This is a genomic window from Spirosoma jeollabukense, assembly GCF_054777855.1.
In genome coordinates, this window is the sequence record NZ_BAAHAD010000006.1 from 50903 (window position 1) to 76619 (window position 25717).

General features: G+C 47.6%; 19 protein-coding genes. 16 read left to right on the top strand and 3 right to left on the bottom strand.

All coding sequences use genetic code 11. The features are described 5' to 3' along the window. Nucleotides 1-42: 42 nt before the first annotated feature. The 13 genes from ACYVEA_RS21515 (at nucleotide 43) to ACYVEA_RS21575 (ending at nucleotide 15776) form a co-directional block, all read left to right on the top strand. Nucleotides 43-843, top strand: a complete 801-nt coding sequence (locus ACYVEA_RS21515) for a glycosyltransferase family 2 protein (protein WP_461115502.1) — start codon at nucleotides 43-45, stop codon at nucleotides 841-843. Beyond that, complete coding sequence (locus tag ACYVEA_RS21520; protein ID WP_461115503.1) at nucleotides 818-1936, top strand: hypothetical protein; 1119 nt, start codon at nucleotides 818-820, stop codon at nucleotides 1934-1936. The genes ACYVEA_RS21515 and ACYVEA_RS21520 overlap by 26 nt, the downstream gene beginning before the upstream one ends. After that, the gene (locus tag ACYVEA_RS21525) at nucleotides 1933-2967 is read left to right on the top strand and encodes a glycosyltransferase (protein WP_461115504.1); all 1035 of its coding nucleotides are present in this window, start codon (nucleotides 1933-1935) and stop codon (nucleotides 2965-2967) included. The genes ACYVEA_RS21520 and ACYVEA_RS21525 overlap by 4 nt, the downstream gene beginning before the upstream one ends. A 16-nt stretch (nucleotides 2968-2983) precedes the next feature. Beyond that, nucleotides 2984-4117: a glycosyltransferase family 4 protein gene (locus ACYVEA_RS21530; RefSeq protein ID WP_461115505.1), complete on the top strand. Its 1134-nt coding sequence runs from the start codon at nucleotides 2984-2986 to the stop codon at nucleotides 4115-4117. 17 nt (nucleotides 4118-4134) lie between these two features. After that, on the top strand, nucleotides 4135-5283 hold the full coding sequence (locus ACYVEA_RS21535) for an acyltransferase family protein (protein WP_461115506.1): 1149 nt from the start codon (nucleotides 4135-4137) through the stop codon (nucleotides 5281-5283). A gap of 180 nt (nucleotides 5284-5463) precedes the next feature. Further along, the gene (locus ACYVEA_RS21540; RefSeq protein ID WP_461115507.1) at nucleotides 5464-6147 is read left to right on the top strand and encodes an acyltransferase; all 684 of its coding nucleotides are present in this window, start codon (nucleotides 5464-5466) and stop codon (nucleotides 6145-6147) included. A 213-nt stretch (nucleotides 6148-6360) separates the two neighbouring features. Further along, on the top strand, nucleotides 6361-7137 hold the full coding sequence (locus ACYVEA_RS21545; protein ID WP_461115508.1) for a tyrosine-protein phosphatase: 777 nt from the start codon (nucleotides 6361-6363) through the stop codon (nucleotides 7135-7137). 770 nt (nucleotides 7138-7907) lie between these two features. After that, nucleotides 7908-8951, top strand: coding sequence for a hypothetical protein (locus ACYVEA_RS21550; RefSeq protein ID WP_461115509.1), 1044 nt, complete (start codon nucleotides 7908-7910; stop codon nucleotides 8949-8951). A 153-nt stretch (nucleotides 8952-9104) separates the two neighbouring features. Further along, nucleotides 9105-9905 (top strand): YjbH domain-containing protein, encoded by an 801-nt coding sequence (locus ACYVEA_RS21555; protein ID WP_461115510.1) that lies wholly within the window; start codon nucleotides 9105-9107, stop codon nucleotides 9903-9905. A gap of 23 nt (nucleotides 9906-9928) precedes the next feature. Then, entirely contained in the window at nucleotides 9929-11068 is a 1140-nt protein-coding gene (locus ACYVEA_RS21560; RefSeq protein ID WP_461115511.1) for a YjbH domain-containing protein, read from the top strand. A gap of 5 nt (nucleotides 11069-11073) precedes the next feature. Further along, the gene (locus ACYVEA_RS21565; RefSeq protein WP_461115512.1) at nucleotides 11074-13149 is read left to right on the top strand and encodes an alginate lyase family protein; all 2076 of its coding nucleotides are present in this window, start codon (nucleotides 11074-11076) and stop codon (nucleotides 13147-13149) included. After that, on the top strand, nucleotides 13149-14510 hold the full coding sequence (locus ACYVEA_RS21570) for a nucleotide sugar dehydrogenase (RefSeq protein ID WP_461115513.1): 1362 nt from the start codon (nucleotides 13149-13151) through the stop codon (nucleotides 14508-14510). Before ACYVEA_RS21565 ends, ACYVEA_RS21570 begins: the two co-directional genes overlap by 1 nt. A gap of 9 nt (nucleotides 14511-14519) precedes the next feature. Then, complete coding sequence (locus ACYVEA_RS21575; RefSeq protein WP_461115514.1) at nucleotides 14520-15776, top strand: glycosyltransferase family 4 protein; 1257 nt, start codon at nucleotides 14520-14522, stop codon at nucleotides 15774-15776. A gap of 108 nt (nucleotides 15777-15884) precedes the next feature. Here the strand turns inward: ACYVEA_RS21575 and ACYVEA_RS21580 are convergent, their stop codons facing one another. Then, the gene (locus ACYVEA_RS21580) at nucleotides 15885-16730 is read right to left on the bottom strand and encodes a polysaccharide lyase (RefSeq protein ID WP_461115515.1); all 846 of its coding nucleotides are present in this window, start codon (nucleotides 16728-16730) and stop codon (nucleotides 15885-15887) included. 409 nt (nucleotides 16731-17139) lie between these two features. On the opposite strand from ACYVEA_RS21580, the gene ACYVEA_RS21585 reads away from it, so the two are divergent. After that, a complete protein-coding gene (locus ACYVEA_RS21585; RefSeq protein WP_461115516.1) occupies nucleotides 17140-17562 on the top strand; it encodes a laminin B domain-containing protein in 423 nt (140 codons plus the stop codon). A 153-nt stretch (nucleotides 17563-17715) separates the two neighbouring features. Here ACYVEA_RS21585 and gmd read toward each other — a convergent pair whose 3' ends face one another. Both gmd and ACYVEA_RS21595 read right to left on the bottom strand, forming a co-directional pair. Further along, nucleotides 17716-18828, bottom strand: coding sequence for a GDP-mannose 4,6-dehydratase (gene gmd / locus ACYVEA_RS21590; RefSeq protein ID WP_461115517.1), 1113 nt, complete (start codon nucleotides 18826-18828; stop codon nucleotides 17716-17718). A 50-nt stretch (nucleotides 18829-18878) separates the two neighbouring features. Further along, a complete protein-coding gene (locus tag ACYVEA_RS21595; protein ID WP_461115518.1) occupies nucleotides 18879-20066 on the bottom strand; it encodes a glycosyltransferase family 2 protein in 1188 nt (395 codons plus the stop codon). Between the two features lie 155 nt (nucleotides 20067-20221). Between ACYVEA_RS21595 and ACYVEA_RS21600 the strand changes: the two genes are divergently transcribed. Then, a complete protein-coding gene (locus ACYVEA_RS21600; protein WP_461115519.1) occupies nucleotides 20222-24460 on the top strand; it encodes a carbohydrate-binding protein in 4239 nt (1412 codons plus the stop codon). Between the two features lie 832 nt (nucleotides 24461-25292). Further along, the gene (locus ACYVEA_RS21605; RefSeq protein ID WP_461115520.1) at nucleotides 25293-25694 is read left to right on the top strand and encodes a response regulator; all 402 of its coding nucleotides are present in this window, start codon (nucleotides 25293-25295) and stop codon (nucleotides 25692-25694) included. The last annotated feature ends 23 nt before the right edge of the window (nucleotides 25695-25717 follow it).

Here is a 25717-nt window from a genome sequence, read left to right on the forward strand (position 1 = left end):
ACATTTTATAATACTGGAATGACTTCTGCAACAAACATACCTATGTCTGCAAAACTCCCCAAAGTTTCGATCATAACACCTTCTTTTAATCAGGGTCAGTTCATCGAGGCTACTATCCAGTCGGTATTAAACCAGACCTATCCGAATATTGAATATATAGTGGTTGATGGTGGTTCGACAGATCAAACTATGTCGATTGTAAATCAATACAAGAGTCAGATTGATATTATTATTCATGAGAAAGATAAAGGTCAGTCTGATGCTATTAATAAAGGTTTTAAACTAGCCACGGGAGAATTGGTTGGCTGGCTTAATTCCGACGACGTATTATATCCCGAGTGTGTCGCTGAGATCGTAAAGCTGTATCAGGAAAAACCGGATGGTTCGATTTATTATATTCCTCTGCAAAACGGCATTAATGCTACCGGCAAAGTTCACAATCTGGCTACCCGAAAAATTCCAGACAAGAAGTATCTGCTGAATGAAGACTTTAGTATCATACAGCCCTCCTCGTTCTATACCAGGAAGCATGTGATACAGGTGGGGTTTCTGGATGCCAAAATCCACTATTGCATGGATTTAGACCTGTGGCTACGTCTGCTGAACCTTGCCCCAATCTATTACTCCACGGTTGGCGTTCCTCTATCAGGTTTTCGAAACTGGGAACTCAGCAAGACAACAACCGGAGCCGACAAATTCCTGAAGGAAATTAAGAAAACGCTACTAAAACACGGCGCATCGGCCTATTCTCGCAACATGCGTCGAATTCAGGTTGGCCTGTTTAAGATACATCTCAAACGCTTTCTACGCTACAACCATGCAGGTAAATCTATACTATCATAAAGCCATTACTCCGCCCCATCTGAACCAGGTTTTTACGGGTTTCAAGGCTTTACAGGATTTGGGGCTGATCCAGCTTAAACTGATCCAAACCAGGGATTCGGTTTTTGCCGATCCAACGCTGCCTATCACACGAGCCTGTATTGATGGTCAGGTCAATGTTATTTACGATACGCTTGATGGTTATCGGTTCGACCATAGCTGTTCCCCGCAAGACAATGTAAAATTACTGGACAAGGTGCTGGATACCTGCGACTTTTATTTCAAGCGATCTTTTTCCAATACGTTAAATAGCTCGCTTAAGAACTCGAATATTTATAAACTCGGTTTAAACATTAAGCTTCACAACGAACTATACAGCGAACTCTTACACACAAAAGCGCTGTCTAAAGATTTTGTCAAGCTGGCTGTCGGCCACAACCGCACGCTTGCTTCGCTGTTGAATCAGGAATATTATAAAGATCACCTGTTTAGAAATCTTTATTCGCTGCCCCTGCTGAAAAATGATTATTTCTACACAAACTCCATCCTGTTTCTGACCCGCTCGCGAGACCCACATGGTCAGGCACTACCACAGGACCTGATCGACGAGCGATACGCGATGAATGAATTCCGGGCAGCCTGCATCCGGGCTTGCCGAAAAGAGTTTGGTTCATTTTTCGTTGGTGGGTTTGCGGATTCTGCCTTCAATCGGTCAACCTATCCGGATCTGATCGTTCCAAAATCGCTGACGCACCAGTCGAATTACTTCAAGCTCATGCGGGCATCCTCCATCTGTGTAGCAACGAATGGATTGCATGATTCCATTGGATGGAAGGTTGCGGAGTATGTTTCTCATGCAAAAGCTATTATTTCTGAGCCATTGAAGTATGAGCTGCCGGGTGGTTTTTCTGAACCGACCAATTACCTCACGTTTGATTCGGTTGATTCGCTGCTGAACAGACTTACTGATCTACGGGATAATCAGGCTGACATCGTCGCTATGATGAAGAACAATTACACCTACTATCAAAATTGGGTAAGGCCCGATAGTATGATTTTGAATTCTTTAATGAAAGCCACCCTACGGAAGTCTGCCCTGATCGATGTATTATGAAAATTGTTCATATCAATTTCACGCTGGAAACGGGTGGAATCGAAACGATGCTGGTGGATATTCTCAATGAGCAATGTCCACATGCTGAACTGCATTTTGTGCTGATCAATAATCAATTTGACCCTGGCCTGCTGGCACGTATTGATCCACGGGTTAAGGTCTGGCAGATAGGCAGGCCAACAGGTAGCCGAAACCCAGTGTATATTGCCCGGCTTAATGCTCTGTTACTCTGGTTACGTCCAACGGTGGTGCATTGCCATAATCACCAGATCGGCCGATTGTTATGGCAGCATACCGGACAACGCTGCCTGACCATTCACGATGTTCAGGTATCGGTCGACAACTTGGGGCGATATGATAAATTGTTTGCTATTTCTAACGTTGTTCAACAGGATATCCAGGCACGAAGCGGGTTAACTGCTCAGCGGATTTATAATGGTATCAAGACGGATGGTATAAGCAGTAAGACGGCGTACAAAAGCGACAAAACGTTTCGTATTGTTCAGATAAGCCGTCTTCAGCATGGTAAAAAAGGGCAGCATATTTTGCTCGAAGCTTTACAAAAACTAATTTATCGCGACAAGCTGACCCATATACGGGTCGAATTTGTGGGCGAGGGCGACTCACTGGCCTATCTTCAACAACTTACGCAGGATTGGCACTTGACGGACTACGTTACGTTCTCAGGCTTGAAAACGCGGGCGACGTTGTATAAAGAACTGAAGGATTATCATCTTCTGGTTCAACCCTCATTGTATGAAGGCTTTGGGTTAACTGTAGCCGAAGGCATGGCAGCGGGGGTCCCTGTGCTGGTCTCAAACATCGACGGCCCGATGGAACTCATTGACGGTGAGCTGTATGGCTACTCGTTTCCGGTAGGAGACGCCGTAGAATTAGCCCAGGCAATTCGAAAATTGGTGCTGGGATATGAATCTGCCGTGGTCCGCGCAAAAGCCACGGATGCCAGGCAGCGCATCCGGACAATTTTTGATGTACGCTACACCGCCAGACAATACCTAACCAGCTATTAACAAAGCTACCTATGCTATGATGATACGTACAACTCTTCCTAAAAATGACGACGTACTGGTATCCCGTAAAATTGCTGAACAAGTATTAAGCGTTGGACCAGATCACGTTAATTTTCGGGGTGGCATTGGTGGGGTGATGAATGTGTATGCCCGCCATTTCTCGGTTTATAAATGCATTACAACCCACAAGCCAACCACTCACAAGCGGCAATTGATTTCATTTTTCCTGAAACAGTACGGGCAATTTGTCAAAACCCTGCAGCAGGATAGTACAATTCAGATTGTTCATATACAGGCCTCTTCGCACGGCAGTTTTTACCGAAAGTTAGTCTTGTTTCTGACAGCTAAGTATGGCTTTGGCAAGCAGGTTATCTACCACATGCACGGGTCAAGATTTGAAGGGTTTTATCATAATAGTGATCCCATCAGTAAATTCCTGATCCGGTATCTGGTTGAACATGCCGACTTAGTTATTGGCCTGTCCGATTACTGGCGCGACTTTTTCAGTCAGAACTTTCGGGTACGTCGGCTGGAAGTACTTGGGAATGTCATTCATCGGCTCGATTTAGAAAAGAGCTACCCACCCAAATCGAATGATGGCTTGCTTAAGGTACTTTTTTTAGGAGCTATAGGCCAGCGTAAGGGCATATTTGACCTGCTAGATATGCTCCGTGACCATCGCGACGTATTTGAAGGACGGTTATTGTTGCGGATTGGAGGGAATGGCGAAACGGAACGACTGTTAACGTACATAGCCGACCATAAGCTGGAGAGCCTGGTACAATTTGAGGGATGGGTATCAGGTGAAAAAAAACATGAGCTCCTCAGTAGTAGCGACGTATATATATTACCGTCGTACCACGAAGGTTTGCCCATCTCCATTTTGGAAGCTATGAATTATCAACTGCCTGTAATTGCAACACCCGTGGGAGGCACAGCAGAAGCTGTTCAGGAAGGTGTCAATGGATTTCTGGTTACGCCCGGCGACAAAGACGCTCTTTATGATCGCTTGCTTCAGTTTGTGGCTCAACCCGATTTAGTTATAACAATGGGAGCGGCTTCGGGTCAGTTGGTCCGTCGCTATTTACCCGATGCTATTTTCGCTCAATTGAGCGACATCTACGAATCTATGCTGGCGAAATCGGCCTAATTAATCTCTTTATCAGTATGCAAACTGCCAAAAATTCACTTATAGACACAAGGTATGTCCCAGCTTTAGATGGTTTCCGGGGTATAGCTATTATGGCCGTTGTTATCAGTCATTATGGCCTTGGGCATCTGATTCCTGGCGGCTTTGGGGTGACCTTATTTTTCTTCATCAGCGGCTATTTGATTACCCGTCTGCTGATTGCTGAATATCAAAAAGAGCAGCGAATCGACCTTGGTCGCTTTTACCTCCGGCGCGTATTGCGGCTTTATCCGGCATTAATTTTTATGGTCGTGCTGGCAATTGGCTTCACCGTGTATATGGGGTGTGGTTTTCAACGGGGTGCCGTCCTCTCAACCCTATTTTACTACCGTAATTATTACATGCTCTATGGAGGCAGCACCGCGCTTTTCAATTGCAGCCGTATTTTCGATATAACCTGGTCACTTGCTATTGAAGAACACTTTTACCTGTTTTTTCCACTCCTGTTTATGGGCCTCTTCCCCCGGCCTAAGCTGCTGGCTTTTGTTATGGCAGCTAGTATTGTGGGCGTACTCTTGTGGAGACTGTATCTGGTAGCCACTGAAGGCTTGACAGAGTTGACGATTTATCGAATCTACCACCTTACCGATACCCGGCTCGATGCCATTATGTTTGGCTGCCTGACCAGCCTGATTCTGCACCTCGACCGGGCCGGTATATACCTGCGTCGAGTGAGCCATCCAGTTGTATTTACCGGAGCGGTTGGTCTGCTATTTTTCACCTTTCTTTACCGCGATGGCGCCTTCCGCGAGACCTGGCGTTACTCCCTGCAAGCGCTTGCGCTGAGTGGAATTATCCCCGCAGTACTCTATGCGAAACCCTATGCAAGGTTTAAGGCGATACTCAGCCGACCCAGCCTTGTCACTATTGGAAAGTTAAGTTACTCACTCTATCTGTTCCACTGGATTGGGGTTAGTGTAGCCGAGAATCTGGTCGGTGGCGAGCGGTTGACGGTGCCCTGGTTATTGACTGCCGTACCACTCGGATTGGTTCTTAGCCTGATCAGTTATCAATACGTTGAAAAACCCACGGCCGGTCTTCGCAAACGCTTTGGGTCAACCGTCGAAACAATCCAGACCAATGAAGACTCGGCCCCAAAGTCTTCCAGGCAAACGGCCATCAGTTAATCAGATTCGGTACAGTCTACCAAACGAGTCAATATCAGATCACCCGTTCAGACGCAATCATTATAGCTATTCTAGGATTCAATGCCCTTTTACCATCATGACGCCGTATTTTAATCTGCAATTACCTACCGGATAAAAGCGGGGTTATACCTGTCTCGTGACTCACATAACCATAGCCTCATGATGAATCAGTATCTGCGAAATATCGCTCGTTTATTGCGTGATATCCGCCACTTGCCCACGACACTTTATTTCAATTTTCATTATTTCCCGTTTAAGACTGCGATACGTCTTCCGGTTATGGTATCGGCGAATGTACGCTTGCTACGTACTCAGGGACGCGTTGAACTTAGTTCTCCTGTTACTCATCGAATGATACGTATTGGCTTTGGCAGTGTCGGCATCTTTGATCGCAATGGATCAAAATCTATATGGGAAGTAACGGGTACGGTTCAATTCAAAGGACGAGCCGATATTGGTCATGGCTCTAAAATATGTGTACTGGATGGTCATCTCAGCTTGGGCAATAATTTTAAGATTACGGCTGAGAGCCAATTAGTTTGCAACAAATCTATTGAGTTTGGCGATGATTGTCTGTTGTCGTGGCAGGTACTAGTAATGGATACCGACTTCCACAAGGTTTATGATACGGATGGGCGTCGCCTGAACGAAGATCGGTCAATACACATTGGCAAAAAAAATTGGATCGGTTGTCGGGCAATGGTTTTGAAGGGGGTTACCATACCCGACAATTGTGTCGTGGCGGCCGGTAGCACAGTAACCCGATCGGTAAAAACAGGGGATGCTATCCTGGCCGGATCATCGGCCGATATTATCAGAGTGGGTATTCAGTGGCAACCATAGAGTAATAAAATATGAAATAAATATAATATTAATTAGAACTTTTTAATGAATTAACTACCTGTCCATTTGCACTTTACGATATTTTAGCTATTATATAAAGTAACCTTTAGTCCTTTATGGTACATGTAGCCTATAGATAATAAAATACCTGAAACCAAGACCGCGTTTTTTGTTAACCAACTGGTTTTGTAGATTTGACAAGATTATGTAGGTATGAACGCATGGAAACGACTTCAGCAGGTGTTTTTCTCATCGGCTGGCAACGGTCCCGAATCTATCAGTGAGGCTTGTTTTTGGCAGGCAGATATGCACTCTCATTTACTTCCTGGAGTTGATGATGGCGTTCATGACTCCAGTCAGGCACTGGCTTGTCTACAGCAGCTATCGAATTGGGGGATGAAGCGTGTTATAACCACACCCCATGTCAGTCGGGATTGGTACCCCAATGATACGGCTACACTTCGGGCGGGACAGGCCAGCCTGCAAACGCTGGCCGACACTAACGATGTGCCGATCCGAGTCGACGTAGCGGCTGAGTATATGCTTGACGAGTTCTTCCCCCGTTTACTGGATACTGACGATCTGCTATCTTTTGGGGCGGAGCGATATCTGCTTATCGAAACAGGCTGGGTGGCACCTCCGCAACAATTTGATACGATGCTATTCCGTATTCAAACCCGTGGGTATATACCCGTACTGGCGCACCCAGAACGCTATACCTATTATCATAGCGACGAAGAAGCGCTCTCCCGGTTGCATGATGCTGGCTGCTTATTTCAGCTTAACTGGCTTTCACTGGTTGGCCGTTATGGCGAAAAGGTTCAGACACAGGCCCGCCTGCTACTTAAAAACAACTGGGTTGATTTTATAGGCAGTGACTTACACCGCCCTAATGACTTGTCAGCCCTTAGCTCCTTATTTACTCTTCCTGAATATAATTTACTACGTTCTCAACCGCTCCGAAACATGTCCCTGTTAGACGAACAATAAGTAGTCAAGTTGGCTTGCGGTCAAATTAGCCCTCACGCTTATTTATATACGTGATCAGTTACAGTTAGTGTATAGTCCAGCAGATCGTATACCGGCTACCATCTTAGTTTACTCCTGTTCGCCAACGGATAGCCTCAAACCGACTGGTTGAAAACGTTTATGCTGATTCTTTTGTCGATTAATGAACACGTAAGTATGGATCAAGCCACTAGCCAAATACCTGCTACGACGTCTTCTTCCGTTACTCCTGCTTAATAATTGACTTGGCGAATACCCATCATGTGATACCATTCAGCATCAAAATTTCCTTTGTTAAGAGCAACTGATTTCCCGAGACTATTTATCGATACAACCAACCTCTAAGTTATCAAAATATCTAGTTTATAAATAAAAAGATATTAAATAGTAACCATTTGCTTTGGGTTTATTCTGTAAATAAACGTACATGGGCAAGTCCAATAGCAAATTAATTTAAAAATAAGGAAATCTTATAATACTATACCCTTGTAAATCTGACAGTTAAACTCATATGTTACTTTTTTTTAAAATATTTAATATTTTATTTACTGATAAAATAAAAAGTATCTATATATTTGAAATATATTAATTGACGCTCTTTAGAAGCTACATTAATGCCCTGTATGTATTAGCATACAGTAAAAGCTGCATATTATTTATTAAATGCCCCCACGGTTATATTTCTATAGCTAGCTATCAAGTGTGGGTGATTTTATTCATTCTGTAAAACCTTTTATATAATTCATTTGCACATGAAAACTACAAACCGAAAACTCAGTTTGCTGGCTTACGGATTATGCCTGGCTGCTGTCCTGTACAACTGTAAATCGAAGGAGGTAGACCCACCAGGTTCAGGCGTATACACCTTTCCGGCACTCGACAAAGTAAAAATGCCTGATCAAAAGGTGTCAACTCCGGCTGCCGTTTCAGTTACTGCTGCAACCGTAACCTCCTCAACGCTGGCATCCGCCGTTAGCGCTGGATTAAAGAATATTGCGGCTACTGGACAGGTCCCCACCGTCGTACTGGATGCCTCAGCGAATGTAGGGAAAGCGATCCCGGCCGACAAAGCAGCCGCCATAATAGCTGCGTTTACACCCGATGTTATTAATAATCTGGTTAGCAAAGGTGAAATGCCAGCAAGCCTGAAGGCTGATGTAACTGCCGCAGCGGCAAATCCATTATTGCAAGGGTATATGCCAGCTTATACCTTACCAAAGGTGAATGGCAAACCGGTTGGCGGACGAATTGGAGCGACGGTTGCCGCAGCTTTATCACCCAATTCGGTTACCGACCTGGATGCCTGTAAAAAGGCCGCCAATGATGCCTATACAGCAGCGGTAGCAAGTTATGATGCGGTAAAAGCCACTCAGATAGCGTCAGTCAATACGGCATACACGCAAAATGAGGTGGCTGCCAATGCCGAAGTAGCAGGTTGTCAAAGTGGGATACCCGCCAAGTACAACGCGTTGATTGCATCGGCCAAAAGTGATTTCGATGCTGTTATTGCCGCTCTGGCGGCAAGCAGATCTGTTCTGGGCGAACAGGTTTATGCGCAGCAACTAGTACTGGCTTATGTGACGTTCGGTCAAATCGTGACGGTGTATAATACATTGATTGTTGCTGAAACCAGCGCCTGCACACTCACCAAAGATGCTAAAATATCGGCAGCTCAGGCAGCACGTGATGGCGACTTGAACACAATCAATGCCAATTATACGGCAACAGTAAGTGCAGCTGCGAAAGCACGTGATCAGGAAATCGCCAGCTGTCACAACCAGGGTAACGGAGGTTGATTAAGTAAGTGGTAGCCAGAGTTTTTCACTTCGGTGGTCGGTGGATAACCTATACGTTACCGATCCTGCCATCGAAGTGAATTCTCCAGGCTTCGCCGGGTTCTGGACGGGCGATGGATGTGACCAGGAGCTGCGCACCGAAATGTATCCCTTATGGCTCAACTATACTTCAGCAACTACATCAGGAACTTGGGTCGATGGCTGGTTATTGCCCTGCTTTTGGCAGGCATTAGCCCATTGGTACAGGCTCAGGTAAATATAGCGGGGAAACCAGGGCTGATTTATATTCCGTCGGCCCGTGTACTCGATGATGGTACGTTCTGGGCGGGCTGTAACTACAATCCGATCAGCTACGCTTTCCGCTTCAATAAGACTAATTCGGAAAGTATATACTTTGTCAATCTGTCGTTATTACCCCGCCTTGAGATCAACCTCAGTTTGTTACGGCCAAATGGTCCCGTTCCCTTTGGGGCCAGAGGAATTGGAGATCGGCAACTCGATCTGAAGTACGTTTTCTTAACCGAACGTAGTCGTCGTCCCGCTGTCGCCTTAATTGTATCGGCTCCATTCGGCATTGACAATTCACTGGAAACATACGCGCTTGTTGCCACTAAATCTATTACGCTGACGACTGATTTACAGGTCGAAGTTACGGGTGGCATGGGCAGTCCGTACTATATCTATCGGGATGAGAAGAATGACCAGAATTCGGGCATCTTTTCAAACTTCACCTGGCGCGACAAACGGGAGAAACCGTACTACTACCTGGCGGGTCCTTTTGGCGGACTGGTTCTCCGCTATAAAACGAAAGGTGGGTTATTGGCTGAGTGGGATTCGCAGCACCTGAACGTAGGCGCTTATACGACGCTCTGGAAACACTGGACCATCCAGGGCGGATTGATCAATGGAAATCAGGTGACACTGGGGACCTCCTACTCATTTTCACTGCATTAACGAATACAGTCTGTTGCATACCTATGGAATCAATTAGACTTTCTCACCTAACCGTTCTACTGGGCATTTTGCTTATCAGTTCGGGTACTGTGCCTTGTTTGGGTCAGCCCGCCAGCAAACGACTGGCTGACTTTGAGAACCTCCATATTGACAGTACTGACCATCGGCAAATTTATTACGAACAGCGTTTATACCGTAACCCACTAAAGGGCATGCTGAAGTTAAATGAGCTACTTACTACGTCAACAGATGCCGAATTTGTACCTCTTTTTCAAGGTGTACCGATGGCCCGCTACCGGGTAACTCCCAAGGTTTCGACGAAGCTCATCTCCCGAACAGAACGCCTGGAACTGCAAAAAACGGTTCCTTTTAGCCGGGCCAGGTATAAGCTCGATTTCCGAATACAACCTGAATTTATGGCCAATTTTGGCTACCGTGAAAAACCACTACAAAGTAAAACTAACCTATTACTACAAAGTCAATTCTATATCCGCCGTGGGCTGGTCCTGAACTGGGGCATTCTGTTCCCTCTAGTCAACGATTTAGACGCACAGGAACTTAACATTCGACCGGCTCCTGTTTTTCTAAACCAGTTTGTAGCGCTCGATCAGCAGAATTACGTGAGCGCTTCGGCAGGGCTGTTTTATACGGATCGATATGGGCTGAATGTCCAATATCGGCACAGTGACCTTACCAAACCCTGGTCTTTTGGTATCGAAACGGGGCTTACAGGGGCGTACTACTTCCCGAAAGGCGGCTTTACCTACTCGCGCCCCAGTGAACTGCTTCTGTTAGCTGACGTCGCTTATCGATTGCCCGTACATGCCATTACGCTTAAAGTATCAGGTGGGCAATACCTCTATCAGGATCGGGGGGTGCGCGTTGATTTCGTCCGCCAGTTTACCAACGTCGAGATTGGTTTCTATGCCATGAAAACGGGTAATGGTTCGACCGGTGGGTTCAATTTTGCCATACCCATTCCACCCGGACGTATTGCGCAAACACAACACGTACGACTCCGCAGTACCGAAGAATTCCGCTGGGAGTATTCGTATACCCGAGGCTATGAGATTGGCTTGCGCTATAAAGTAGGCTATCAGCTAGATGCGCTGTTACGTCAGTATCACCAGAGCTATTTAAATAGTCAACCTATCCATAACTGAACATAATGTCCAAGAATTATACCTGGCTCTACAACCGCTTACGGTCCATGTCGCTTCCGGAAATGATTTTTCGGACGAGGCAGTTTGTGCAAAAAAAGACGGAGCGATCTCGCATGGGCTGGCAGCCAACAGTTCACCTCGCGCGGTTGCCGGACCCCATTCTTCCGTTCGATCCGACCCAGACGCCTGCGGTTACCTTCGCAACCGAGCAGCCGATTTTCCGGCATACAATCGACATAAATCAGCCGATCGACTGGCACCTCGATGTCAGCACGGGGCTGCGGTTCCCAAAGACCTACGCCAAAGATGCCGACGTTCGGAGCGGGCGGAATGGAAGTGCCAAATATGTCTGGGAAATTAACCGGCTACTTTTTCTACCACAATTAGCGATACAACACCGGCAAACGGGCGACAGAAAATTTTTGACGCAGTTTGTCGCCATGAGCCGCTCGTGGTTTGCCGAAAACCCGTACCTGACGGGCGTGAACTGGTACAGTAATATTGAGGTCAATATCCGGTTGATCAACTGGTTTATCAGCTGGAATATTCTAGATGTGTCGGCGCTGGCCGAAACGGACCCCAATTTTAAGTCTTTCGTTGAGTTGCAATGGTTGCCCGTCATCTATCAGCATTGTGTCTACAGCCATAAGAATCCGTCACTGTATTCGTCGGCCAATAATCACCTGGTCTCGGAATATGCCGGGCTATTCATAGCCGCTTCGTTCTGGGAATTCCCGGAATCGGCTACCTGGCGAGCCTATGGAAAATCGGGATTGGAACGCGAGATGTTGAGGCAACACAGCCGCAACGGCGTCAACCGGGAGGAAGCAGCTGAATACATTCAGTTTATCACTGACTTTTTCCTGATTTCATACGTAGTAGGTGAACGAACGGGCAACCCGTTTTCGCTGGCATATGAGGGCCACCTGATAAAGGTATTACGCTACATTGCGCAGTTTCTGGATTGCCAGGGCACATTTCCACGGTATGGAGACGAAGACGACGGCCGGGTGTTGCTTCTTGATGATTGCCACCCGCATAATAATTTCAACTCGTTACTCCGGTCCGGAGCGATCCTGGCGCGCGATCCCTTAATGAAGCAACGGTCGGCGGAATGGGGCAAACCACCGCGCTTTGACCTGAAGAATTACGTGCTTTTCGGGCAAGCCGGACAGGCGATTTTTGAGTCTATTCCAACTCAATATGACCTCCTGGGAAGCACCTTTTATAAAGATGAGGGGCATTTTATTTTTCGGAAACAGGAGATCGATGACAGCCACGACCAGCTTCGCGAAATCTACATCCATGCAGATGCAGCTCCGCTGGGATTTCTGTCGATTGCCGCCCACGGGCATGCTGACGCACTGTCTTTTTTGATGCACGTTGATGGACAGGTATTCCTGGCCGATCCTGGCACCTATTCCTACCAGACTGACCCCGAGTGGCGAAACTATTTCGTCAGTACCCGCGCCCATAATACCGTGTGTATCGATGGCCAGAACCAGGCGCACCAGGCAGGGGCCTTGCTGTGGCTCGATCATTACGAAACGCAGACACTTTCGGCCCACACAACCAGCGAGTTTGATCAGTTAAGTGCCGTTCACAATGGGTACAAATCCCTGAACTGCCGACACCAGCGTACGTTTCTTTTTGACCGGACGATCGATACATTACAGCTCACAGACATCGTCGAGAATTATGGAAAGCAAAGCCGCCTGGTAGAGGTGCTGTTTCACTTCGGCCCTAATGTCCAGATCAACGCCACCAGCCCTAATACGTTTATCCTGACGCATCCCGCTACGACCCGAGAAGTTGGTCTTACGGTGGCCCCCGGGCTGCACACGGAAGTCGTGACAGGGCAAATTGAACCGTCACGGCTGGGCTGGTACTCAGATGGATTCTACCAGTTACAACCCACTACCACTCTTCGGGCATTTATGACGATCGAACCCGGCCAGCTTGTCACGCTTGCTCATCAGGTAATGGTTTACTCTATTTCCTCGCCTGCTATTCAGGCGCTCAATCAGCCAACGCATCAATTCGTAACTCTGTCTAATCACTCAAAACTTCATATAAGCTAATGAATATCAGCATCTTCGGTCTAGGCTATGTCGGTTGTGTAAGTTTGGGCTGTCTGGCTCAAAATGGTCACCATGTTGTGGGAGTTGATGTCAATCCAACCAAAATCGACCAGATTAACAACGGACGGGCAACCATTGTTGAAAAAGACATAGACACCATTATTGCGATTCAGCATGATTTGGGTCGCATTCGGGCAACGGCGGATTATAAGGAGGCTATCCTCAACACAGATCTGTCAATTATTGCGGTCGGTACGCCCACTACGCCACAGGGTCATCTGAACCTCAACTACATTCTGAAAGTAGCTGAACATTTTGGTGACGTGCTGCGCGAAAAAGTGGAGCTCTACCCCGATTCCTTTCACGTGATCGCCCTCCGGTCAACGGTAATGCCCGGCACTTGTGAGAAGATTGCGTCTATGATTGAAGCCCGGTCCGGGCTGACAGCCAACGTTGATTTTGCGTTGGTCAGCAATCCGGAATTCCTACGCGAAGGCACGGCCGTTCACGACTACTACCACCCGCCCCTGACACTGATTGGAGCCCAGTCTGAGCGGGCTGCCAGCGCCATACGCAGCTTATACGACGAATTACCAGCGGAAGTAGTTATTGCTGACATCCGTACTGCCGAAATTATGAAGTACGTGAACAATACGTATCACGCGCTCAAGATTTCGTTCGCCAACGAAGTCGGTAACATCTGCTCATCACTGGGTATCGACTCACATCAGGTGATGGATATTTTTTGCAAAGACAAGCAGCTTAACATTTCTAATTATTATTTCAAGCCCGGCTTCGCATACGGTGGTTCATGCCTTCCAAAAGACCTAAAAGGCCTGCAAACCCTCGCCCACGATCTGTATCTGCAGGTGCCGTTGATCAACAGCATTCATCGCACCAACGAAATTCAGATGCAACGTAGCATTAGCGTTCTGATGAAATATACCCGTCATAATATTGGCTTCCTGGGCATCGGTTTCAAGGCTGGTACTGACGACCTGCGCAACAGTCCGGCCGTCGAAATGGCCGAGACATTACTGGGTAAAGGGTTCGCTCTGAGCATTTATGACCGGAATGTGCACACATCGGAGTTAACAGGAACCAACAAAGAGTACATAGATCAGCATATTCCGCACCTTTCGCGGCTGTTAGTTAAAGATGCCAGCGCCCTGGTTAGCTGGGCCGACGTACTGGTTGTCTCGACCAAAGAGCCCGAATTCATTGACCTGTTGAGCAAAGTGACGGGCAAAATTATTGTGGACCTGGTGCGTCTGCCCATCGAGATGAATCCTACGAATGAGTATATCGGCATCAACTGGTCACTCGATGCGGTTAAATCCTCTAAGCAACTCTCATTCTGATACTTATTCATGACTACAGAACGATACAACCATATTGCGGGTAAACACATACTGGTCATTGTCGAAAACCTGCCGGTCCCATTTGACCGTCGGGTTTGGCAGGAAGCTACTACGCTACGCGAAGCCGGAGCCGACGTGAGCATTATCTGTCCTCAAATGAAAGGATACACAACCCCCTTTGAGCAACTCGACGGTATCGATATTTATCGCCATCCCCTACCGGTTGAGGCCACAGGTGCCCTGGGTTATTTAGTCGAGTATGGCACGTCCATTTTCTGGTGGTACTGGTATGCGATTAAAATCTTCGCGAAAAAACGATTCCATGTCATTCATGGCTGTAACCCGCCCGACCTGATTTTTACGGTGGCCTTACCATTCAAATTGTTTGGCGTGAAATACGTGTTCGACCATCACGATATTAACCCCGAATTTTATCTGGCTAAATTTGGTAAGAAAGACTTTTTCTACCGGCTTATGCTCCTGTTTGAACGGCTCACGTTCATGACGGCGGACTTCAGCATCGCGACGAACGAATCTTACAAGGAAATTGCCATCCGTCGGGGAAAAATGCATCCAGACAACGTAACGGTGGTACGGAGTGGCCCCAAACTCGACCGGCTTAAACTTGGTCCTGGTGATGCCAAGTACAAGAAAGGCCGAGCCTATTTGATTGGCTATTTGGGTACGATTAGTGAGTCTGAAGGGATTGATTTGCTGCTTATGAGCATCCAGCGACTTATTGCCGTTCGCCAGGATGTGCAGGTTGCTATCATTGGGGGCGGTACTGGACAGGCCGAGATGAAGGCGTTATCTGAAAAGCTTGGGTTAGCCGACTATGTTGACTTCTATGGCCGTGTGTCGGACGAACTGATGGTCGATATACTCAATACAACGGATGTCTGCGTAAATCCTGACAAGCCGAGTGAAATGAATAATCTCTCGACGATGAACAAGATTATGGAGTACATGGCCCTGAAGAAACCAATCGTTCAGTTTAACCTGAAAGAAGGCCGATTTTCGGCGCAGAAAGCCTCACTTTACGCCATCCCAAACAACCTGGATGACTTTGCCAATAAAATAAGATACCTCCTGGATCACGAAGCCATCCGCCTTGAAATGGGCAAGTTCGGCTACAAGCGGGTCCTTAACGAACTCTCCTGGACGTATGAGCGCGGCAAGTTGCTGGGGTTATATGACCGCATTCTCGCGACAGTCAGTCAGGGTGTACCGACCGTTTCGGAACCCGTAACGATGGCAATGGACTAATCCGAAAACGAGTAGTCATTTCATAGAGGAAAGCCGCGCCTGCTGACAGGCGCGGCTTTCCTGTTTCTTACGGATTCTTGACGCGCTTCCCGCTTGCTTTGGCTATGCTTATTCATGCATTCGAGCAGTACCGTCACTAAGGCCGGGCCTAACAGTATCGTAGCTGGCCGAGTGACCACCGATCCGAACTTCGTCGTAGTAGATAACTTTTTCGACGTACTTCGACTTACCTGTCCAGCAATAAAGACCACATTTCCAATAGGGTTTGTGCTGCTCAGAATAGCCAATGGTAATGCCTGTTTCATTGACAATCAGTATACCGTTCTGCCATAGCTGAAGTTGACCAGTCGTACCCATTGGGTCCCAGTTGACATGAACTACGTAATCAACCCATTGATCGAACCGAGCCTTTCCAAGGTTAAGTACCTTCTGACTGGTGGGGTGTTGCAGGAACGTAGTAATCGGCTTATTCGAGGCACGATATACGAGTTGTAAGGTATTGGCTGGTTCTACAGAAATAGCCATTGCCGGCACAGTATGGGCTCCGCCTTCATCCGGAAAACCGTGCCATTGACTAATAATCACGGTTTGGCTGTCATTCTCCATTGAAGACGAGGGCATGTATGAACTATAGCCATACCAACGCTCCGTTTCTCCAATAGGCAACGGTGACGTTAATAACTCAGCATGGAGGGTTGAATTGGTTCCGTCGTACTGACTTGGCTTCCAGGCAAAACGCATAGCCTGTTTGCCTGCACGGTGGACATCACTGGTGAGTAATCCAGCGGTAGGCGTTCGTAACTCGGCATGCCAGAACGTCGCTATTTGCTTTCCTTCAAACCCATCACTAGCTAAAACGCCTGAGTCTTCCCGAGCTACCAGTTGACTTTCACTCGTAACGTAAGGACTTGTTTTTGATAAGTAATAAGTGCTTAAAACTATACAGAAACTCAACAGTGGCAGTCTGAAAAACATAGGTATATATACAGATTTTTCAGGAAACGTATTTGACTCTTTATGGCTATAAACGGCTTTAGCTGATTGGTTAAAGATAATAATTGGCCTATTAAAATAAGTTACCTTTATGAAATTATATAAAACTTATAGTAAATTTTATTTACAAACTAGGCACAATTAACTATATTTACTGAGGTTGCTGATTAAGAATCAATTACTTATGTCGACAACGTTCTTTAAGTTAGAAAAAGTTATCTTTTTCAAATTCGTATTCTTCACTGGGCTACTATCGATCCTATTAGTAAAGTGTTCGCAATTCAACAAGCCGGGTCTAACGCTATCTACTGTCAGTAACTTTGAGGCAGATGATCAGGGGTGGCGTATCAGCGAAAATTCAGAAAATACAGTGCCTGAGTATAGTGCCAGCGGAGGCAATCCGGATGGTTATATCTACACCACGGACCGATTATCCAATGCCTGGTATTTTGTCGCATCGACTCGCTTCGCTAACGAAGTTAAAAAGGGATATGGAAAAACTCTTTACTTCGATCTGAAGCAATCGGCAACGGACGCTCAGTACGACGCAGATGATGTTATTCTGACCGATGGTACGATTGTCCTTACGTTCAATACAGCGTATAATCCATCCACTACGTGGACACACTATTCCATTAAATTAGATGAATTGAGTGGGTGGAAAAAAGGGGCTTTAGAAGCTACCAGAGCAGACATTCAGGCAGTTCTGCAAAATCTGACGGAACTAAAGATACGCGGGGAATTCAGAGCTGGAGCCGATACAGGTGGATTAGATAATGCCATTATCGAATAAGCCTTACCTGTTTGAATAAATACATAAACCTTGAGGTCTGATTAGCTTAAAAGGATCGAAAGCTACGTCTAAAACTCAGCCTTCGATCCTTCTAGGGTCTTTTTCGCTCTCCTGAATGGTTTATACGTCCGTCTGTACTTACTACGTCATGCGCTATTCGAAATAATTAAGCACCTGATGACCACTATCGGCCAGCAGCTGGTCACGACGGAATAAATTAATGTCAGCGGTCATCATGTCCTTAACAAGCGCAGGAAGGTCGTATTTCGGTTTCCAGTTCAGCTTTGTCATCGCCTTAGTTGGATCACCCAACAGCAGGTCCACTTCCGTCGGACGGAAATAACGAGGGTCAACGCATACCACTTCTTTGCCCACCTCAACCTGAAAAGCGGGATTCGTTGAGCTAACGACGGTTCCTACTTCCGAAACACCTTCTCCCGTAAACGCTAGCTCAACGCCAATCTCAGCGAAGGCCATCCGGACAAAATCCCGCACGCTGGTTGTCACGCCCGTAGCAATAACAAAATCTTCAGGCTTGTCCTGTTGCAAAATCAGATACATAGCTTCCACATAATCCTTGGCATGGCCCCAGTCGCGCAGGGAGTCGAGATTACCCAGATATACCTTATCCTGAAAACCCAGGCCAATACGTGATACGGCACGCGTAATTTTGCGCGTCACAAACGTTTCGCCACGAAGTGGTGACTCGTGGTTAAATAAAATCCCGTTGCAGGCAAACATATTATACGCTTCCCGGTAGTTGACCGTAATCCAGTACCCATAAAGTTTGGCTACGGCATAGGGCGACCGCGGATAGAATGGTGTTGTTTCTGACTGCGCATGGCCCTGAACACCCCCATAAAGTTCCGATGTCGATGCCTGATAGATACGGGTTTTTTCGGTCAGACCCAGCAGCCGGACAGCTTCCAGAATACGCAGTGTGCCGATCCCGTCTACCTGCGCGGTATACTCCGGTTCATCGAAGCTCACCCGTACGTGCGACATAGCTCCGAGATTATAAATTTCGTCGGGCTGTACTTCCTGAATAACACGAATGATATTGGTCGAGTCAGACAAATCGCCATAATGGAGCTTAAAATGTACGTGTTTTTCGTGGACGTCCTCGTACAGATGGTCAATACGTTGTGTATTGAAAAGCGAACTCCGGCGTTTGATACCGTGCACCTCGTATCCTTTTTCTAATAGCAATTCAGCCAAATAGGCTCCGTCTTGCCCGGTAACTCCGGTAATTAATGCTTTTTTCATAGATAGTTAATCAGTCAGTATTCAGAAAATAGGTGCTGTTCTAAAGTCTGTTAATGGGGCTCAGACGTTTCAGTATGGGGCGTGTGTAAGAATTTTTTACCTGCTTGTTTGTAATTAATAAGCGACCGGAACATGCCAAAAATAAGCGAAGGCAGTACCGCAAAATCACGGCCCTTTATTTTATGATACAGGGACGCGGGAACCGATATGATTAAGCTACCTAGCAACAAGCCCAGTAGCCCCAGCGCGAAGAATTGAAAGGACGCAGTACCCAACAGGCTTACCACAGCCAGTAGGCCCAAAACTGCCAGAAGAATCATCCGGGGGAGCAGCAACGATTTAATTAACGTATTAAACGCCTGCCAGTTACCCTTGAACAGTTGCTGAATGCCAATTTTGAAATAGGCTTTAATAAAATATAATTGAGCGGCAACCCACCGGGTACGCTGCCGTTGGAATACGGCAATGTTTTGCACTTTTTCATCCAGTATGACAGCGTCCTGCAAATAGCCAATTTTAATACCAGCCACCACTAATAGCATTTCAAGTTCTTTATCGTAGCCGCCCACCGTTTGAATCTGATTTAAGGATCGCTTCATTAGAGCGGGTTCAAACGCCATGCCTGAACCAATCAATGAGGCTGACAAACCCAGTGCCCGCTGCCCTGCCCGAAAAAGGTTATTGTTGATTTCTTCGTTTATAGCGTCGAAAACCGCCACGCTCGTATTCGTATTTTTAGCCGTTCGATGCCCCTGAACGGCCCGCCACCCCTGCCCAAATGCCTGATTGATCCGCATTAGAAAATCTGGCGCCATGTGATTGTCAGCATCAGAAATCAATACAATATCATAGGTATTATCCGGGAGTGTATTGAGGGCGTATAAGACGGATTTCTGAACGGTTGACTGCTCAAACTGAACGGGTAAGACCTTGATAGGATACTGAGAAAGCTTTAGTAAGGTTTCGGGTTGAAATGAATCTGCGACTACAATAAGGTCATATAGATTTGCGGGGTAGCTCTGTTGTAAATTAGTCACTATAGAGCCTAGAATTACACCATCTTCTTTATAAGCTGGAATCAACACGGCAATACGTCGTAACGGATCTGTAGCCGTTGTGATCGGTGCGTCATCAGCCTTCCCGAGACGGCCTGCCACAGCTGATACAAATAGGTAGAAAACATTAAAGGTTAGATAACCTGCCAGCAGCAGACAAGCACCAAATAGTAAAAAAGACATTATATATACGAAGCTTGCTAAAAGGTAGTAATAATTGAAGCAAAATAACATATAAAATTAAAAATCTAAACAAATCGGGCTCTTTTAATATATACTTATTAACTATTTTTAAATAAATAGTAATCTTTGCACAAATCAACTCAACCCATTGCTGTATGAAACTACTTATATTTTCTACTTACGTCTGCCTAGTGATAATTACTGGAGTACTGCCAGCCAATTGGCTTACTCTATCACCCAGTAATTCAATCTACCTCACTGACCGTACCCAACTAACTCGTCAGACAACCGCAATATTACCGGGCCACCTGGAAGCGGAGAGTTACTCCGCCATGCAGGGGGTGCAAATCGAGGCTGGCACCGATACCGACGCTAGCCCTATCATAAGCCAGATCGATGATGGGGACTGGATGGACTACGCCCTCAACGTCCCCCAGGAAGGCGCTTACAGCTTCCGCTTCCGGGTGGCCAACAGCTATAGTGATGGAGCCAGAATTGAGCTGCGCCAGGCTAACGGTACGGTGCTGGCCAGTGTGGAGGTACCCCGCACGGGGGGCTGGCAGAGCTGGGCGACCATTGGCACCACCGCCCGCTTGCAAGCGGGCAACCAGACCCTGCGCATCCAGGTGGTCAAAGGGGGCTGGAACTTCAACTGGTTCGAGGCCGCTGCGAGTCGCCCCCTGACGGGTCGCATCGAAGCGGAAAGCTATGATGTGGCCACTGACGTGCGACCCGAGCCGACTACCGATGAGGGGGGTGGGCAGAACATGGGCTACATCGATGATGGGGACTGGATGGACTACAACGTGAGTGTAGCCAGTGCCGGGTTGTACACTTTCCGGTTCCGGGTAGCCAACCAGTATGGCAACGGGCGGATCGAGATTCGCTCGGAGTCGGGGGGGGTGCTGGGCAGTGTGGATGTGCCCCAGACGGGGGGCTGGCAGGCCTGGACCACCATCAGCACCACGGCTACACTGACGGCGGGCAGCCAGGTGCTACGTCTCTTTGCCCTGCGCGGCACCTTCAACTTCAACTGGTTCGACGCGACCAAGAACGTAATACTGCCACCACCAACATTACCGGGCCACCTAGAAGCGGAGAGCTACTCCGCCATGCAGGGAGTACAAATCGAGGCTGGCACCGATACCGACGCTAGCCCTATCATAAGCCAGATCGATGATGGGGACTGGATGGACTACGCCCTCAACGTCCCCCAGGAAGGCGCTTACAGCTTCCGCTTCCGGGTGGCCAACAGCTATAGTGATGGAGCCAGAATTGAGCTGCGCCAGGCTAACGGTACGGTGCTGGCCAGTGTGGAGGTACCCCGCACGGGGGGCTGGCAGAGCTGGGCGACCATTGGCACCACCGCCCGCTTGCAAGCGGGCAACCAGACCCTGCGCATCCAGGTGGTCAAAGGGGGCTGGAACTTCAACTGGTTCGAGGCCGCTGCGAGTCGCCCCCTGACGGGTCGCATCGAAGCGGAAAGCTATGATGTGGCCACTGACGTGCGACCCGAGCCGACTACCGATGAGGGGGGTGGGCAGAACATGGGCTACATCGATGATGGGGACTGGATGGACTACAACGTGAGTGTAGCCAGTGCCGGGTTGTACACTTTCCGGTTCCGGGTAGCCAACCAGTATGGCAACGGGCGGATCGAGATTCGCTCGGAGTCGGGGGGGGTGCTGGGCAGTGTGGATGTGCCCCAGACGGGGGGCTGGCAGGCCTGGACCACCATCAGCACCACGGCTACACTGACGGCGGGCAGCCAGGTGCTACGTCTCTTTGCCCTGCGCGGCACCTTCAACTTCAATTGGTTCGACGTCACCCCCGGCGGTATTGTGCTAAGTCCGGCCGTTATTTCTTTAGCGGAACTGCCGGATAAAACCACCGACGATGGCGACTTTAGCCTGGTGGCAACCAGTACCAATATCAGTACGCCTATTACGTTTACCTCCTCGAATCCATCGGTGGTGACCGTATCTAACAGCACTGGTTCGTGGAAAGCCACCATCGTTGGTACCGGCACAACAACGATCACCGCATCACAAGGCGCTTCAGCTTCATTTCTGGCGGCTGCCGACGTAGCCCGCACACAGGTGGTTCGCGCGTCGCCGGCATCGGTCATTTCGGCTGATAAGAAAATCCCCATTGACCCGAAACGCTGGTACCAGCTTAACAACGTAAGTAACGGGCTGGACGGGCTATTTGATGGTATCACCAACGTAACGGTTGAAACGGGCTGGGGCAAAGTATTACCCCAGTATGATGCCTATTACCCACTGCTGACAGGTGAGTCGATGACGATTGAAGGGTTGCGGTTCTACGACTTTGTCGGGGATTTCAGCGCCAACCCCATGACCTTGTCGATCATCACCGAGCAGTGGGAGCGTATTCCGATTGCTACCTTCAAGGGTAAGTTATATACGGCCTGGGTAGGGCCGTATCCGGATCGGTCGATCGCGGGAAATGCTCAGTATAAACTGGACCAGCCTATTACCAACGCCCGGTATCTGGTCATTAATTCGTATGGGGCTTTCCCGACGGAGATGGAACTATACGGCGCTTACACACCCTCCAGTCAGACCTTCACGCCTACCCCGGCCAAAGCCGTGAAGCTTAAAGACATGCTGGGGGTGAACGCCTACGAATGGAATTTTGAAGATGGCAATTCGCCCTGGCAGATCAATGAGTCCAAAATGAACGTCGTCAAAAGTTTTGGCGGCATTCGTCACTATATGGACTGGCATAAACTGGAATCGGAGGAAGGTAGCTACACCTACAATCCAACCATGAGTGGGGGATGGAATTACGACGCCATTTATGAGCGCTGTAAAGCCGAAGGCATTGAGGTACTGGCCTGCTTGAAAACCATTCCCGACTGGATGGTCAATACGTATCCGCCCGCCGATCGTGACTCCGAAAACACCCCACTACGGTACGGTAAAGACTTTACGGATCCGAATTCCTACCTGGAGCAGGCGAAAGTAGCCTTCCAGTACATGGCTCGCTATGGTAGCAACACAACCGTGAACCCCGCCTTATTGAGCGTACATTCAACTCCCCGCTGGCCAGGCGACAATCCGAACACGATAAAAATTGGCCTGGGTCTGATTAAATACATCGAATGCGACAACGAACGGGACAAGTGGTGGAAAGGCCGCAAAGCGTACCAGACGGCTCGCGAGTATGCCGCTAACCTGTCTGCGTTTTACGACGGTCACAAAAACAGCATGGGGCCCGGTGTAGGCGTTAAAAATGCGGATCCATCGGCGCAGGTAGTGGTTGGTGGGCTGGCGTCAGCATCGAGCGGGTCAGACTACCTGAAAGGGATGGTTGACTGGTGCAAACAGTATCGGGGCTACAAGCCGGACGGCACCGTTAATCTATGCTGGGATGTCGTTAATTATCACATGTATTCCGATAATACATCGTCGTCGCAGAGCGGGACCTCCACGCGGGGAGCGGCTCCGGAGGTAACCCCCATCAATCGGGTTGCAAATGACTTCCGACAAACGGCCCACCGGCAGTCGTACGATATGCCCGTCTGGATTACTGAGGCAGGCTACGATGTTAACCAGGGTAGCCCGTTACGCGCCATTCCAATTGGTAATAAATCAGCGCTGGAAACCCAGGGCGACTGGATTCTGCGCACGTCGCTTTTATACGCTCGATTGGGTATTGAAAAGCTATTCTTCTACCAACTCTACGACGACAATTCAACCGGTGGTATGTTCGGTACGTCGGGGTTGGCAAATGGGGATAATATGACTCGCCGTCCGGCCGCTGATTATCTGTATCAAACCAAAAAACTTTTCGGAGAATACATCTACAAAGAAACGCTCAACCAGGATCCTATCGTGGATCGCTACGAACGAAACGGTACGTCGGCGTACATGCTGGTCGTACCCGATGAAATTGGTCGTACGGCCACCTACACGCTGGACCTGGGCAATGCCACACAAGCCCGGATTTATCGGCCTAAAGTCGGCAGCAATGATATGGAGTTGGAACTGGTCAACACCAATCAGGGTAAAGTACAAGTCACGGCAACCGAGACACCCCTGTTTGTAGTCGCGGGGAATATTGCACCAAATGCACGGCAGGCAGCGGGGTTAACAGACGTAAAAAGCCTGGCCGAGGCCGTTCAGGTGTACCCTAACCCAACGGCCGACTTTATTACCGTTCAGGCAGAACGGACCTCGGAGGCTCCGATTAAAGTTAGTGTTTTTGACGCTGGCCTCAGCCACATGCATCAGCAGGTAAAGATTCTTAAAACAAACAACCAGTTTTCAGGCCGGATTGATCTGTCCCGATTACCTGCTGGCACCTATATCCTGGAAATAAAACAGGCTGGCGAACGGGTCGTCCGAAAAATCCTAAAGTCAAACTAACAGTTCGCCTGGGCTACTTTGTGCCTATAATGCCTGGGGGTACGACCTGATCAGTTACAGCTAGTCAGGTCGAACCCCCAGGTATTATAGGCACATACTTTTGTATTCAAACTACCTCAATCACCTTCTCTAGTTAACTTTATAAATTATTCGCTAATAAATATTTAATTTTTATTTACCAGATATAATATTAATAAATATTACACTATCTTTATATATACAATGTTGAGCATGAATATAGACTAGTTTACCAAAGCACATAAACTATAGAGTCGATAAGAAATTTATTTATAAAGCTACTTTCGGCTAAGTTGATACTCTCGTGTGAAGGCTATTGGAATAATCCCTGAAAAATGCTTCGGCTAAATGAGCACAAGCCCTGGTCAAGCCTAAAAATTAACCTGAATTTCTTAGAAATACGACTTGAACCCGATGAAAATTATGTCAGCATCCATTGTTCAGATAGGCTGTTGACGAGAAGCAACAGAATCAGAATTTAACAAATTTATTTACTAAATTACCCTAACCTACCGAATAGTAAATTTTATGTTGACATGAAATCTGGTTTTAGTTTCTTTCCGTTTGTATCATCTGTTAACATGTTTGATGTTGACTATTATCAAGAACTTAATGTTCTCAGTCTTCTGAATATTGCCATTTTTAATCGATTGTGTATGGCTGTTAATGGCACAAAAGCCCACCAATGCCGTATTGCTTTGCGCCCGCTCTTCGTGTCAACTTACCTACGTCATTTACTTATTCAGCATAAGCCTAATAGCTAATCATTTCCATCAAGCTTCTAGCTTATAGACTTCTTTACCTTAATTTTTTTATGAAAACACTTTACCACGTATTGATCGCCGAAGACGATCCATTTATACGCAAAATTCTACGTCAAACGCTAAAAGATGACTTTGAGGTCATCACGAAGGAGAATGGTATAGAAGCCTTATCCTGGCTGGAAGATGGAAACCCAGTCGATATTATTCTGTCCGACATCCAGATGCCGTATATGGATGGGAAAGACCTCCTCGGCATGTTGCGGGTAAGCCCGGTATTCCAGAAAATACCGCTGATTATTCTATCATCATTTTCCGACAGCGACACCCGGATCAAATTTTTTAAGTTGGGAGCTGACGACTATATCGTTAAGCCTTTCAGCCCAATTGAAGTTAAAGCCAAGATTATCAGCGTATTGCGCCGAACTAAAGCAGATAACCCCGGAATATCTTAACCCCATCCCTAATTAAATTTCTC

Excerpts from the sequence above, each read along its gene's own strand:
- ACYVEA_RS21570 (WP_461115513.1), top strand. The coding sequence starts at position 13,149 with ATGAATATCAGCATCTTCGGTCTAGGCTATGTCGGTTGTGTAAGTTTG.
- ACYVEA_RS21520 (WP_461115503.1), top strand. The coding sequence starts at position 818 with ATGCAGGTAAATCTATACTATCATAAAGCCATTACTCCGCCCCATCTG.
- ACYVEA_RS21530 (WP_461115505.1), top strand. The coding sequence starts at position 2,984 with ATGATGATACGTACAACTCTTCCTAAAAATGACGACGTACTGGTATCC.
- ACYVEA_RS21535 (WP_461115506.1), top strand. The coding sequence starts at position 4,135 with ATGCAAACTGCCAAAAATTCACTTATAGACACAAGGTATGTCCCAGCT.
- ACYVEA_RS21575 (WP_461115514.1), top strand. The coding sequence starts at position 14,520 with ATGACTACAGAACGATACAACCATATTGCGGGTAAACACATACTGGTC.
- ACYVEA_RS21515 (WP_461115502.1), top strand. The coding sequence starts at position 43 with ATGTCTGCAAAACTCCCCAAAGTTTCGATCATAACACCTTCTTTTAAT.
- ACYVEA_RS21525 (WP_461115504.1), top strand. The coding sequence starts at position 1,933 with ATGAAAATTGTTCATATCAATTTCACGCTGGAAACGGGTGGAATCGAA.
- ACYVEA_RS21565 (WP_461115512.1), top strand. The coding sequence starts at position 11,074 with ATGTCCAAGAATTATACCTGGCTCTACAACCGCTTACGGTCCATGTCG.
- ACYVEA_RS21600 (WP_461115519.1), top strand. The coding sequence starts at position 20,222 with ATGAAACTACTTATATTTTCTACTTACGTCTGCCTAGTGATAATTACT.
- gmd (WP_461115517.1), bottom strand. The coding sequence starts at position 18,828 with ATGAAAAAAGCATTAATTACCGGAGTTACCGGGCAAGACGGAGCCTAT.
- ACYVEA_RS21540 (WP_461115507.1), top strand. The coding sequence starts at position 5,464 with ATGATGAATCAGTATCTGCGAAATATCGCTCGTTTATTGCGTGATATC.
- ACYVEA_RS21595 (WP_461115518.1), bottom strand. The coding sequence starts at position 20,066 with ATGTCTTTTTTACTATTTGGTGCTTGTCTGCTGCTGGCAGGTTATCTA.
- ACYVEA_RS21560 (WP_461115511.1), top strand. The coding sequence starts at position 9,929 with ATGGAATCAATTAGACTTTCTCACCTAACCGTTCTACTGGGCATTTTG.
- ACYVEA_RS21555 (WP_461115510.1), top strand. The coding sequence starts at position 9,105 with ATGGCTCAACTATACTTCAGCAACTACATCAGGAACTTGGGTCGATGG.
- ACYVEA_RS21545 (WP_461115508.1), top strand. The coding sequence starts at position 6,361 with ATGAACGCATGGAAACGACTTCAGCAGGTGTTTTTCTCATCGGCTGGC.
- ACYVEA_RS21605 (WP_461115520.1), top strand. The coding sequence starts at position 25,293 with ATGAAAACACTTTACCACGTATTGATCGCCGAAGACGATCCATTTATA.
- ACYVEA_RS21550 (WP_461115509.1), top strand. The coding sequence starts at position 7,908 with ATGAAAACTACAAACCGAAAACTCAGTTTGCTGGCTTACGGATTATGC.